The following is a 12,353-nucleotide window of genomic DNA, read 5'->3' on the forward strand; positions in this document are numbered from 1 at the left end:
GACCATGCTGATCCGCCTTGTCGTCTTCGCCCTCTTCGTGTTGCTTCTCGCCTATGGCTTCTCCTGGCTCGCCGATCGTCCCGGCGACCTCTCGCTGATCTGGGAGGGCCAGATCTACCAGACGAAGCTGATCGTCGCCGCCAGCGCGATCATCGCTCTCATTGCCGCCGTGATGATCGCCTGGTGGTTCGTCCGCCTGGTCTGGACATCGCCGCATTCGGTGACGCGTTATTTCCGCGCCCGCAAGCGGGACCGCGGTTATCAGGCGCTGTCGACCGGCCTGATCGCCGCCGGCGCCGGCAATGCGCTGCTTGCCCGCAAGATGGCCGCCCGCTCGCGCGGCCTGATCCGGGCCGATCAGGAACCACTGATCAACCTGCTCGAGGCCCAGGCCGCCCTGATTGAAGGCCGCCATGATGAGGCGCGCGCCAAGTTCGAGGCCATGGCCAACGATCCGGAGACGCGCGAACTCGGTCTGCGTGGCCTCTATCTGGAAGCCCGCCGTCTCGGGGCCAACGAGGCCGCCCGCCAATATGCCGAAAAGGCCGCCGACAACGCGCCCTATCTGCCTTGGGCCGCACAGGCGACGCTCGAATATCGCAGCCAGGCCGGCCGCTGGGATGATGCGATTCGCCTGCTCGAACAGCAAAGGGCCGCCCGTGTCGTCGAAAAGGCCGAAGCCAACCGTTTGCACGCCGTCCTCCTGACAGCGCGGGCCGGCGAGAAGCTGGAAAGCAACCCAACGGGCGCCCGCGACGACGCCCTGCAGGCGCTGAAGCTTGCCGCCGATTTCATTCCGGCGGCCCTCATTGCCGCAAAGGCGCTGTTTCGCGAAGGCGGCGTGCGCAAGGCCGCCTCGATCCTCGAACAGGCATGGAAATCAGCACCTCATCCTGAGATCGGCCAAGCCTATGTGAGGGCCCGCAGCGGCGATTCCACGCTCGACCGGCTGAAGCGCGCCGAGCGGCTGGAAGGGCAGCGCCCGAACAACGTCGAATCCCTTCTCGTCGTCGCCCAGGCAGCCCTCGACGCGCAGGAATTCGCCAAGGCTCGCGCCAAGGCGGAAGCAGCGGCGCGCATGCAGCCGCGCGAAGCCGCCTACCTGCTGCTGGCCGACATCGAAGAAGCCGAGACCGGAGACCAGGGCCGCGTGCGCCATTGGCTGGCCCAGGCGCTCAAGGCGCCGCGCGACCCGGCCTGGGTGGCAGACGGCTTCGTATCCGACAAGTGGCTGCCGGTATCGCCGGTGACGGGCCGTCTGGACGCCTTCGAATGGAAGGCGCCCTTCGGCCAGATCGAGGGTGCGCTCGAAGACGGTTCGGCGCCGGCCTCGATCGAAACAGCTTTGAAGACATTGCCGCCGCTGCGTGACGTCAGGCCGGAAAGCCCGGTCAACGACCATCGCATCATCGAGCTGGAACGCGCCGCGACGATTGCCGAGGCTGTGCGCCCCACGCCGGCACCAGCACCGACATCGGCAAAACCGAAACCCGCCGAACCGGCCGTGAGCGATAAAGCGCCGGCGTCAAGCGAGGCAAAACCTTTCTTTGGCGGACTGCCGGATGATCCCGGTGTTCGCGATCCCAGGGTGGAACCGGAACCCAAGACACGGCTCCGCCTTTTTTGAAATGGAACGAAAACCGTATGTTCGAACGCTTTCAGGCATTCTTCCAGAATCTCACCGCCGACCACCCGAAGAAGGGTTTTGCCCCTGATGATCCGCGCATCGCAGTGGCAGCGCTCTGCATGCAGGTCATGGAGGCCGACGGCCAGATCAAAGCCAGCGAGAAGAAACGGCTGCGCAAGCTCCTGAAGGAGCAGTATGCGCTCGACGGCAAGCAGCTCGATGCTCTGATGGCCGCCGGCCTCGAGGCCGAAAGCTCCGCCGTCGACTATTATCGATTTACCGCCGACCTGAAACGTCATCTCAATACCGAGCAACGCCTCGAACTGATCGGCGTCCTCTGGGACATCGTCTATGCCGATGGCGAACGCAGCGAGATGGAAGACCATGTGATCTGGCGTATCGCCGATCTGCTCGGCGTCTCCTCGCGCGAGCGCATCCAGAAGCGGCAGGAGGCCGCCGCCAGGGTGACAGACGTCCAGGTTGCGCAAGATGATACCGACTGAGCAAAACCCGAACCGCGACGGCCGCCCGATCCTCATCGTCCTGCATCAGGAACGGTCGAGCCCCGGCCGCGTCGGCGAATTGCTCGTCGAAAAGGGCTACCGCCTCGATATCCGCCGCCCGGTTCTGGGCCAGCCGCTTCCGACAACACTTGAAGACCATGCTGGCGCCGTCGTCTTCGGCGGGCCGATGAGCGCCAATGATCCCGATGACTTCGTCAAGAAGGAGATCGACTGGATCAACGTTCCGCTCCGGGAAAAGCGCCCCTACCTCGGCATCTGCCTCGGCGCGCAGATGCTGGTGCATCATCTCGGTGGCAAGGTGCAGCCGAATGCCGATGGCTCGACCGAGATCGGCTGGTATCCGCTGCACCCGACCGAGAAGGGCCGCCTGCTGATGCACTGGCCGAGGATGGTCTATCATTTCCACCGCGAGGGCTTCGAACTGCCGCGCGGCGCCGACCTGCTGGCCGAAGGCGATGCCTATCCGAACCAGGCCTTCCGCTACGAGGACAACGCCTGGGGGCTGCAGTTCCATGCCGAACTGACCCGGGTGATGATGCATCGCTGGGTCGTGCATGGTGCCCATCGCTTCATCCTGCCGAACGCCCAGCAGGGCCGCGAACATCTCGAAGGCCGCATGCTGTTCGACGCGCCGCTGAAAGCCTGGCTGACCGAATTTCTCGACATCGTCTTCGAGGGAAAGACGGCGAAGGCGGCGTCCTCTATCGCTCTTCGCGCGTAGCCTTCCTCAAATCGATTCCGACGATGCGCTGGGCGCGTCGAGCGTATCGATCCCACGCAGTTTGGGGAAACTCGACGCCCAGATCACCGCCACGACAAGCGTCCCGATCCCGCCGATGACGACCGCCGGCACCGCGCCGAAGAGCGCTGCCATCGTGCCCGCCCTGAATTCGCCAAGCTCGTTCGAAGCGCCGACGAAGACCATGTTGACCGCATTGACGCGGCCGCGCAACTGATCCGGCGTCCAGAGCGCAATCAGGCTCTCGCGCACATAGACCGACACCATGTCGGCCGCTCCCATCAGCGCCAGCGCCGCGATCGAGACCTCTGTGTTGGTCGATACGCCGAAGATGATCGTTCCGATGCCGAACAGGGCGACGCCGATGAACATGTAGATGCCGGCGCGATGTCTGAGCGGATAGGCGGCAAGGAAAATCGCCATGACGATGGCGCCAAGTCCCGGTGCGGCGCGCAGCAGACCGAGGCCCCAGGGACCGAGGGTGAGGATATCGCGCGCAAAAATCGGCATCAGCGCCGTGGCCCCGCCGAGCAGCACGGCGAAGAGATCGAGCGAGATCGCCCCGAGCACCACCTTTTCGGCGCGGATGAAACTGAAGCCGCCGAGGATCATCGCCCAGCTCTTGGTCTCGCCCGTCGTCTTCTGCACCGGTTTCGGGATCATATAGAGAAGGGCCGCACCGAGCACGGAAAAGATCACCGCCACCGTATAGGCAGTCGGCGCACTGACACCGTAGAGCAGGCCACCGAGCACCGGGCCGGTGATTGCCGCGAGCTGCCAGGACGACGAATTCCAGGCGATCGCATTGGAGAGCGCCTCCTCCGGCACGAGATTGGGCGCCAACGACTGCACTGCCGGCGACATGAAGGCGCGCTCGATGCCGAAGATCAAAAGCACCGCGAAGACAGGCAGCGGCGTAAAGCTTCCCATCAAAGTCATGACAAGCAGTGCCAGCGTGCAGAGCGCGCTCACCAGCGAGCAGAGGGCGGCGATCGCCCGGCGATTGTACCGGTCGGCCACCGAACCGGTGACGAGGATGAGCAGCAGCGACGGCAGGAACTGTACGAGACCGATCAAGCCGAGATAGATCGCGCTGCCCGTCTGGTCGTACATCTGCCAGCCGACCGCGACGCTGACGATCTGCTGCGAGAAGGAAAGCAGGAAGCGCGCGAAGAAGAATCGCGTGTAGGACGAATGCCGGAACGCGGCAAAACGGTCTCCGGTGGGCGAAAACGACATGGAGGTTTTCCGAGGAGACGGGCGCCGGAAGAGCTGCAAAGCCGCCCGTTAAACATGATTCACCGTGCGTTTCCACACGGCACTTGCCCGTTTAGTCGCCAATGTCTACATGTCTGTCAACAACGAATTGGAGACGATGATGTTTGCGCTTTTTCAAACCATTGATTTGGCTTTGAATATTTACACCTGGATCCTGATTGCCAGTGCCATTTTTTCCTGGCTCTATGCTTTCAATGTTATCAATTCCAGCAATCAGTTCGTCAATTCGGTCGGCACATTCCTCTATAATGTCACCGAACCGGTGCTGAAGCCGATCCGCAGCCGGCTGCCGAACCTTGGCGGCATCGACATTTCGCCGATTATCCTGCTGCTGATCATCTTCTTCCTGCGCACCCTGCTTTGGACCACGCTGTACCCGCTGGTCGCTTGAGCCGTCCCTGGAGCCTTTTCGGTGACCATCTTCGCCTCGCCGTCCGGCTGACGCCGAATGGCGGGCGTGATGCTCTCGACGGCGTTGAGGCCGACGGGGAGGGTGAAGCTTTCCTGAAGGCACGCGTCACTGCCGTGCCCGAGAAAGGCAAGGCCAACAAGGCGCTCATCCTTTTGATCGCAAAATCCCTGCGCATTCCCAAATCCAGCGTCAGCCTCGTCTCGGGTGAGACCGCGCGCAAAAAAATCCTCCGGATCGACGGCGATCCGGAGGATTTGGTAAAAAAGCTCGAGATATTTTTAGGCTGAACAATCAGCCTTTCGTGTTCTTGGCGCGCTCGACGGCTTCGAGGATGAGTTCGCCGGCTTCCTTGGAATCGCCCCAGCCGAAGATCTTTACCCACTTGCCGGGTTCCAGATCCTTGTAGTGCTCGAAGAAATGCTCGATCTGCTTCAGCGTGATCTCGGGAAGATCGGTGTAGTCCTTCACCTTCTCATAGCGCAGCGTCAGCTTCGGCGACGGCACGGCGATGATCTTCTCGTCCTTGCCGGAATTGTCTTCCATCTTCAGGACGCCGATCGGGCGCACATTGATGACGCAGCCGGGAACCAGCGGGCGGGTGCTGGCGATCAGCACGTCGATCGGGTCGCCGTCTTCCGACAGCGTGTGCGGCACGAAACCATAATTGCCCGGATAGGTCATCGGCGTATAGAGGAAACGGTCGACCACCAGCGTGCCGGCTTCCTTGTCCATCTCATACTTGATGGGATGACCGCCGACCGGAACCTCGACGATAACGTTGACGTCTTCAGGTGGATTATTACCGATTGCAATGGCGTCTATGCGCATAAGAAACTCCCGCGAGGTTGAATGTGCTGGCAGCCAGATAATCAGTTTCATGTGGCAACGCAACATCGCGCAGCGCCAATGCTTGACTGCACCGACCCACATTCACATCAAAAATTTCTAATAGGAGATAGGCGAACGCCGACTCCAACGCCGCGCGTCTTTTCAGACGCCAAAGGACGTTGCGGCACTTTGAATGGCCGTTCAGCTCCAGATGAAGCCGATCTTCTTCAATTGCCTGTGGTCGAAACTTTCCATGCCTTCGCAGAAATCGACGCCGCCATGATTGCGGTAGAAGTGGCTGGCGGTCTCGTTATCCTCGAGGCACCAGACGACCAGCCCGTTGCAGCCGAGCGACTTCAAGAGCCGGCGCGCCTCGCCGAACAGCATCCTGCCAAGACCGATGCCCTGATACTCAGGCCGAAGATAAAGCTCGTAAATCTCGCCTTCCTGCGGCAGAGCGCGGGCGCGGTTGAGGCCGAGCGTCGCATAGCCGGCGACTGTCCCGGCAACATCGAGAACCAGCAGCGTCGCCGGTCCGCGCGTCGCCTTGCGCCACCAGCTTTCGCCGCGCCGCTCGATCATCTGCGTCAGTGCGCGATGCGGAATGATGCCCGCATAGGTGTGTTGCCAGGCAAGCCTGTGTGTTTCCGATATGGCTCGGGCATCTTGCGGCTCGGCCCGCCGGACATCGATCGACAACGTCTTCATAACGTTTACTCTGGTCCCGCCGAGGGCAATTAACCATATGCGCAGGGGCATTGTGATCGATTGCCCACAGACTTGATATGTGGACGACGATCAAAAGTTAACGCTTTTTTAACGATTGTCACAAGATGGAATCGACGCGGCGCACAATAAAAAACCCCGGCGCGAAGGCCGGGGTTTTGAAGGATTTCTCTCCAGCGCCGCGCCTCTTTTCGAGAGACCCAAGACGCTGAAGCACTTTGAATGGCGCTCAGAGCGCCGCCTTCGTCTTTTCGAAACGCTTGCGATCGTTTGCGTCGAGATACATCTTGCGCAGACGAATATTCTTCGGTGTCACTTCCATCAGCTCGTCATCCTGGATCCAGGAGAGCGCGCGATCAAGCGTCATGCGGATCGGCGGCGTCAGCTTCACGGCTTCGTCCTTGCCGGCGGCGCGGATGTTGGTGAGCTGCTTGCCCTTCAGGACGTTGACTTCAAGGTCGTTGTCGCGCGAATGGATGCCGATGATCATGCCGGCATAGACCTTTTCGCCCGGCTCGATGATCATCGGGCCGCGATCTTCCAGGTTGAACATCGCATAGGCGACGGCTTCGCCGGGAGCGTTGGCGAGCAGCACGCCGTTGACGCGGCCACCGATCACACCCTTGTAGGGCTGGTAGTCGTGGAACAGGCGGTTCATGATCGCCGTGCCGCGCGTATCCGTCAGCAGCTCCGACTGGTAGCCGATCAGGCCACGGGTCGGCGCGTAGAAACGCAGGCGGAGACGGTTGCCGCCCGACGGACGCAACTCGACCATTTCGGCCTTGCGCTCGGACATCTTCTGCACGACGACACCGGAATGTTCTTCGTCGACGTCGACGACGACTTCTTCGACCGGCTCAAGAAGCTGGCCGTTTTCATCCTTGTGCATCACGACGCGCGGACGCGACACGGCAAGCTCGAAGCCTTCGCGACGCATGGTTTCGATGAGAACGGCGAGCTGAAGTTCGCCGCGGCCGGACACGTAGAACGAATCCTTGCCTTCGGCTTCTTCGATCTTCAGGGCGACGTTGCCTTCCGCTTCCTTGAAGAGACGGTCGCGGATGACGCGGCTCGTCACCTTGTCGCCTTCGGTGCCCGCCAGCGGGCTATCGTTGACGATGAAGGACATGGTGACTGTCGGCGGATCGATCGGCTGCGCCGGCAGCGGTATTGTGATCGAAGGATCGCAGAAGGTGTCGGCGACCGTGCCCTTGGAAAGGCCGGCAATCGCGATAATATCGCCCTGATGCGCTTCGTCGATTGCCGTGCGCTCGATGCCGCGGAAGGCGAGGATCTTGGAAATACGGCCGGTTTCGATCGTCTTTCCGTCTGCGTGGAGAACCTTCACGGCCTGGTTCGGCTTGATGGAACCCGAATTGATACGACCGGTGATGATGCGGCCGAGGAAGGGGTTGGCCTCGAGGATCGTGCCGATCATCGTGAACGGACCTTCGTGGACGGTCGGCTCCGGAACATGCTTGAGCACCAGGTCGAGAAGCGGCGTAAGACCCTGATCCTTCGGACCTTCCGGATTGACGTTCATCCAGCCGTCGCGGCCCGAACCGTAGAGGATCGGGAAGTCGAGCTGCTCGTCGGTCGCGTCGAGGTTTGCAAAGAGGTCGAAGACTTCGTTGATGACTTCTTCGTGGCGGCCATCCGGACGGTCGATCTTGTTGATCGCGACGATTGGGCGAAGACCGACCTTCAGCGCCTTGCCGACCACGAACTTGGTCTGCGGCATCGGGCCTTCGGACGCATCGACGAGAACGATCGCGCCATCCACCATCGAGAGAATGCGCTCGACTTCACCGCCGAAGTCGGCGTGGCCGGGGGTGTCGACGATGTTGATGCGGACACCCTTCCATTCCACCGAGGTCGCCTTGGCGAGAATGGTGATGCCGCGTTCCTTTTCGAGATCGTTCGAGTCCATCACGCGTTCAGCGACACGCTGATTTTCGCGGAACGAGCCGGACTGCTTGAGAAGCTCATCCACCAGGGTCGTTTTGCCATGGTCAACGTGCGCGATGATCGCGATATTGCGAAGTGCCATATGTGAAATCTCTGAGGCTGGGGCGCACGCTCTAGAGGGCGCGCCTATTAGTTTGGGGCGTCCATACAGTTTTTTTTGCGTTTGCGAAAGGGGGGAACGCGCAAAAGCTGCGGCAAGGCTGTCGCCCCGCCGCATCATCGCGTGTCATCAAATTGTCTTAGGCGTCGCTGCCTGTCAATTCCTCGAAGGTCGAAAGTCCCTTTTTGACAAGCATCGCATCCGGGCTCGGCAGCTTGCCGCGGAAGGCCTTGTAGGCGTCTTCCGGATCGACCGAACCGCCGACGGAATAGATATTATCCTTGAGTTTGCGCGCCATCTCGCCGTTGAAGGCGTCTCCCGTCTCCTCGAAGGCGGCAAAGGCGTCGGCGTCGAGAACCTCCGACCACATGTAGGAGTAATAGCCGGCCGAATATCCGCCGGAGAAGATGTGCTGGAAGTGCGGCGTCGCATGGCGCATGACGATCGACTTCGGCATACCGATCTCGGCCAGCACCTCGCCCTGCACCGCCATCGGGTCTTCGACGGTCGTTCTGGTGTGAAACGCCATGTCGACCAGCGCCGACGAGGTGAACTCGACGGTATTGAAGCCGGCATTGAAGGTGCGCGCTGCCAGCACCTTGTCGAGCAGGGCCTGCGGCATCGGCTCGCCGGTTTCGACATGCACGGCATAGCACTTCAGGATAGCGGGCACGGTCAGCCAGTGCTCGTAGAGCTGCGACGGCAGCTCGACGAAATCGCGCGAAACGCCGGTGCCCGCAACCGAGGGATAGGTGACGTTCGAAAGCATGCCGTGCAGCGCATGGCCGAATTCGTGGAACAGCGTGCGGGCATCATCGAGCGACAGCAGCGCCGGCTTGCCTTCCGCCGGCTTGGCGAAGTTGCAGACATTATAGATGATCGGCAATTCGCCGTGGCGGCCGTTCTTCAGCTCCAGCCTGTGCTGCGATTGCAGCGAGCTCATCCAGGCGCCTGATCGTTTCGAGCTGCGGGCGAAATAATCGCCGAGGAAGAGCGCGACGAGCTTGTCCTCGCGGTCCCTGATTTCGAACACCCTGACGTCAGGGTGATAGGCGGCCACACCCTTCTTCTCGACGGCCCGGATGCCGAACAGCCGGCCGGCCACGTCGAAGCAGGCTTCGATGATCTTCTCGAGCTGCAGATAAGGCTTGAGCTCGGCCTCGGAGAAATCGAACTTCCGTGCGCGGATCTTTTCGGCATAGTGGCGCCAGTCCCAAGGCATTACCTCGTGGTTCCGGCCTTCCTCGGCGATCAGTGCCGCAATATCGATCTCCTCCTCGCCGGCGCGTTTCACCGCCCGCGCCCAGACAGCCCTCAGCAGGCCATTCACCGCATCCGCCGTCTTCGCCATCGTGTTGTCGAGCTTCAGCTCGGCGAAATTGCCGTAGCCAAGCAGCGTCGCCACCTGATGGCGGAGCGCCAGCGTTTCCTTGATGACGGCGCGGTTGTCCGTCTCCCCTTCATTTTCGCCGCGCGCCACCCACGCCTTGAAAGCCTGCTCGCGCAGATCGCGGCGCTCCGAGAAGGTGAGGAAGGGCTCGATGATCGAGCGTGACAGCGTCACCGCATATTTGCCCTCCTCGCCGCGTTCGCGCGCTGCTGCCGCCATCGCGTCGCGAAGGAATTCCGGCAGGCCCTCGAGCTCGGCGCTGTCAGAAAGGACCAGCGCCCATGCCTTTTCGTCGGCCAGCACGTTCTGGCCGAATTGCGTCCCGAGGCCGGCAAGCTTTTCATTGATCGCCGCAAGTTTTTCCTGCTCGGCCTTTTCAAGCTTGGCGCCCGATTTGACGAAGCCTTTCCAGTGGCGTTCCAGCACGCGTGTCTGTTCGAGCGTCAGCCCGAGCGTCTCGCGGCCCTCCCAGAGCGTGTCGATGCGGGCAAAAAGCGCGGCATTCATCCCGATCTTCGAATAATGGCGCGACATCTTCGGCGAAATCTCCCGCTCCAGCGCCTGGATCACATCATTTGTATGCGCGCCCGCCTTGTTCCAGAACAGCGACGAGACACGTGACAGTGCGTCACCGGCAATCTCCAGCGCCACGACCGTATTGTCGAATGTCGGCGCATCGCCGTTTCCGGCAATCTCGTCGATCTCCCTTTCATGTGCGGCAAGTGCGGCTTCGAAGGCAGCAGCGAAATCGCCGTCGTTCAAGGCATCGAAACGCGGCAGACCGTGAAGACCGTCCCAGGTCACCAGCGCCGGATTGAAATCATGTGGAGAAGACATCGGAGAATTCCTTTTTGGCATGCAAGTGAATCGGCAATATAGGAGAGCGGCCATAGAATTGGTATGTTGCCGGGAGAGACCTTTTGCCTCGCCTGGCAAATCTGGCGGGCGCCTGTCAAATTTGGTGGACAACAATTGATACGTAAAAATTAACCAATCGTTAACGATTGACGCGAATCACGCGCAAGCGCTAGTTTCCAGGTGATCTTCTTGTAAGGGGACATGCGCCATGGAAATTTTTTCTGTGCGGTCTTCTCAGAGTTTGCTTTTTAAAAACAATCCTAATAACGCAAAAAGTTCGAAGACCTCTGATATTCAAATCGAGACCAGAGCTCCCGCCCCGGCCTCGTTCCAGATCCAAGACGATGGCGGCGAAGGCCCGGATTTCACCGCGGTCAGCCCTGGAGAACTGCGCAATTACGCACGCCAGGGTTTCGACAGCGGCCTGATCGATCAGAACACCTACGCCGCGATCTCCGAACCGCTGCCGATGCATGCGATCGATCCGCTCGGCAACATCATCGATCTCTCCAGCGTCACCGACGGCACCAGCTTCAATTTCCTCGATTACTACCAGAACCAGCTGCAGATCGCCATGTCGATCGGCGATCCCAATGAGGTCCAGACGCTGAAATCGATCGTCAGCTTCCTGAATGCCTGACCGCACGCATGTCGCCCAAAAGTGCGCAGCGGTTTTGGGCGACATGCATAAATCCAAGAGCAAGCGCGTCGCAGTTTTACGTTTGGCGCGACGCGCTTTAATCAGGCCTTGCGCCAGCCGAGCAGGCCGGGCGTTGCGTGCCAGAGCGCCTGAGCGGCAAATCCCATGAAAAGCACGCCGGAGCAGCGCACGATCAATCGCTCATGGGCGCGATAGAAGCGCCGCACCGTACCGGCGCCGATGATGCCGATCAGGATGACGTCGGCCGTCACGAAACCCACGAACGACACGACGAGCAGCACCGGCAACGCCTCGAAATCGAGCGCGCCGGCCGAGCCAGCAACGAGTGCGGTGAAGGTGGCGAGCGCCACCGGATAACCCTTCGGATTGGTGACGCCGAAGATCAGACCGCGGCGAAACGGCCGCTCGACCACCACCAGCGCCTGCCCCTCCGCTTTCGGCTTGGCATTGACGGCGCTCCAGCCGATCCAGGCGAGGTAGAAACCACAGGCAAGGCCGAGCAGGTCGAAGACGAAGGTTCCGATCGTCTTTGCGCCGACGATCGCGATCAGCGCCAGCGACGACCAGATAAGATCCCCGACCAGATGCCCCATCATGAAGAAGGCGCCGGCCTTGCGCCCCTGCCCGGCACCGATGCCGAGCAGCTGCAGGAAGGCGGGGCCTGGAATGAGCACGTAAAAGAGCGCCGCCAGGAAGGCGCCGAAGAGCAAAGACTGCGTCATGGAAATGCTCCGGAGGATGATGACCGCAGACTAAGCGATCACGGCCATCCGTCAAGGGTGGTGCACTGCCATGAAGAGTGGGATCAGGTAGCAAACGCTACCTGAGGCGGCTTTCGGCCCGCGGCGGTGCTGTCGTGTTGCTGGGAACTATCCGACCTCTACCGCCTCCAGCACCCAGGCCGTTCTCTCTGCCAGTTCGGGAATCTTGGCCAGATAGGCTTGATAATGGGGTGTCATGCGATGCACCTCGACGGCGGCGGCGTCCAGATAGAGTTCATCGAGCACGTATCGCTCGCCATGCGCCCGGTCGCACCAGACATCCCAGCGCAGATTGCCGGGTTCGGCCCGGCAAAGCGGTGCCATGCCAACAAGCAGTGCTCGTAACTCGACGGCCTTGCCGAGATGAGCTGTCAGGATGGCTGTGATCTTGGTCGGCGACTGTGTCATACAGAACGCTCCTGCTGGAATGCACGAGGTAACTTGCTTGGGCGGACGAGACGTTGCGGGCCGGGGTAACAGC

Annotated in this window: 13 protein-coding genes; 6 read left to right on the plus strand and 7 right to left on the minus strand. The window is 61.1% G+C overall.

The window, feature by feature from the left end; genetic code table 11:
• The first annotated feature begins 4 nt into the window (after nucleotides 1–4).
• The 3 genes from OLZ32_RS25630 to OLZ32_RS25640 are packed head-to-tail and all read left to right on the plus strand — an operon-like array spanning nucleotide 5 to nucleotide 2,872.
• A complete protein-coding gene (locus tag OLZ32_RS25630; RefSeq protein ID WP_264396366.1) occupies nucleotides 5–1,627 on the plus strand; it encodes a heme biosynthesis protein HemY in 1,623 nt (540 codons plus the stop codon).
• Nucleotides 1,628–1,644: 17 nt separating this feature from the next.
• A complete protein-coding gene (locus tag OLZ32_RS25635; RefSeq protein ID WP_017989697.1) occupies nucleotides 1,645–2,130 on the plus strand; it encodes a tellurite resistance TerB family protein in 486 nt (161 codons plus the stop codon).
• Nucleotides 2,108–2,872 (plus strand): glutamine amidotransferase, encoded by a 765-nt coding sequence (locus OLZ32_RS25640; RefSeq protein ID WP_264423443.1) that lies wholly within the window; start codon nucleotides 2,108–2,110, stop codon nucleotides 2,870–2,872. Before OLZ32_RS25635 ends, OLZ32_RS25640 begins: the two co-directional genes overlap by 23 nt.
• Nucleotides 2,873–2,878: 6 nt before the next feature.
• On the opposite strand, the gene OLZ32_RS25645 is transcribed toward OLZ32_RS25640, so the two are convergent.
• Nucleotides 2,879–4,129, minus strand: coding sequence for an MFS transporter (locus OLZ32_RS25645; RefSeq protein WP_003543618.1), 1,251 nt, complete (start codon nucleotides 4,127–4,129; stop codon nucleotides 2,879–2,881).
• Between the two features lie 139 nt (nucleotides 4,130–4,268).
• On the opposite strand from OLZ32_RS25645, the gene OLZ32_RS25650 reads away from it, so the two are divergent.
• Complete coding sequence (locus OLZ32_RS25650) at nucleotides 4,269–4,559, plus strand: YggT family protein (RefSeq protein WP_003543619.1); 291 nt, start codon at nucleotides 4,269–4,271, stop codon at nucleotides 4,557–4,559.
• The gene (locus OLZ32_RS25655) at nucleotides 4,556–4,867 is read left to right on the plus strand and encodes a DUF167 domain-containing protein (RefSeq protein WP_017989701.1); all 312 of its coding nucleotides are present in this window, start codon (nucleotides 4,556–4,558) and stop codon (nucleotides 4,865–4,867) included. The genes OLZ32_RS25650 and OLZ32_RS25655 overlap by 4 nt, the downstream gene beginning before the upstream one ends.
• Before the next feature lie 4 nt (nucleotides 4,868–4,871).
• Here OLZ32_RS25655 and ppa read toward each other — a convergent pair whose 3' ends face one another.
• From ppa to OLZ32_RS25675, 4 genes are all read right to left on the minus strand, one after another.
• Nucleotides 4,872–5,408: an inorganic diphosphatase gene (gene ppa, locus OLZ32_RS25660; protein WP_003543621.1), complete on the minus strand. Its 537-nt coding sequence runs from the start codon at nucleotides 5,406–5,408 to the stop codon at nucleotides 4,872–4,874.
• A 201-nt stretch (nucleotides 5,409–5,609) separates the two neighbouring features.
• The gene (locus OLZ32_RS25665; RefSeq protein WP_003543622.1) at nucleotides 5,610–6,116 is read right to left on the minus strand and encodes a GNAT family N-acetyltransferase; all 507 of its coding nucleotides are present in this window, start codon (nucleotides 6,114–6,116) and stop codon (nucleotides 5,610–5,612) included.
• A gap of 247 nt (nucleotides 6,117–6,363) precedes the next feature.
• Nucleotides 6,364–8,184 carry a translational GTPase TypA gene (typA, locus tag OLZ32_RS25670; RefSeq protein WP_264423446.1) on the minus strand — a complete coding sequence of 607 codons (1,821 nt, stop codon included), beginning with the start codon at nucleotides 8,182–8,184 and terminating at the stop codon, nucleotides 6,364–6,366.
• 157 nt (nucleotides 8,185–8,341) lie between these two features.
• Complete coding sequence (locus OLZ32_RS25675; protein ID WP_264423448.1) at nucleotides 8,342–10,429, minus strand: M3 family metallopeptidase; 2,088 nt, start codon at nucleotides 10,427–10,429, stop codon at nucleotides 8,342–8,344.
• Nucleotides 10,430–10,658: 229 nt separating this feature from the next.
• Here OLZ32_RS25675 and OLZ32_RS25680 point away from each other — a divergent pair, with 229 nt between their 5' ends.
• Nucleotides 10,659–11,090, plus strand: coding sequence for a hypothetical protein (locus OLZ32_RS25680; protein ID WP_264423450.1), 432 nt, complete (start codon nucleotides 10,659–10,661; stop codon nucleotides 11,088–11,090).
• A 101-nt stretch (nucleotides 11,091–11,191) separates the two neighbouring features.
• On the opposite strand, the gene OLZ32_RS25685 is transcribed toward OLZ32_RS25680, so the two are convergent.
• Nucleotides 11,192–11,833 carry a LysE family translocator gene (locus tag OLZ32_RS25685; protein ID WP_264423452.1) on the minus strand — a complete coding sequence of 214 codons (642 nt, stop codon included), beginning with the start codon at nucleotides 11,831–11,833 and terminating at the stop codon, nucleotides 11,192–11,194.
• 147 nt (nucleotides 11,834–11,980) lie between these two features.
• Nucleotides 11,981–12,280 (minus strand): putative quinol monooxygenase, encoded by a 300-nt coding sequence (locus tag OLZ32_RS25690; RefSeq protein ID WP_018243941.1) that lies wholly within the window; start codon nucleotides 12,278–12,280, stop codon nucleotides 11,981–11,983.
• Between the last annotated feature and the right edge of the window lie 73 nt (nucleotides 12,281–12,353).

Origin of the sequence: Rhizobium acaciae, from assembly GCF_025941625.1 — a bacterium.
Taxonomy (GTDB): domain Bacteria; phylum Pseudomonadota; class Alphaproteobacteria; order Rhizobiales; family Rhizobiaceae; genus Rhizobium; species Rhizobium acaciae.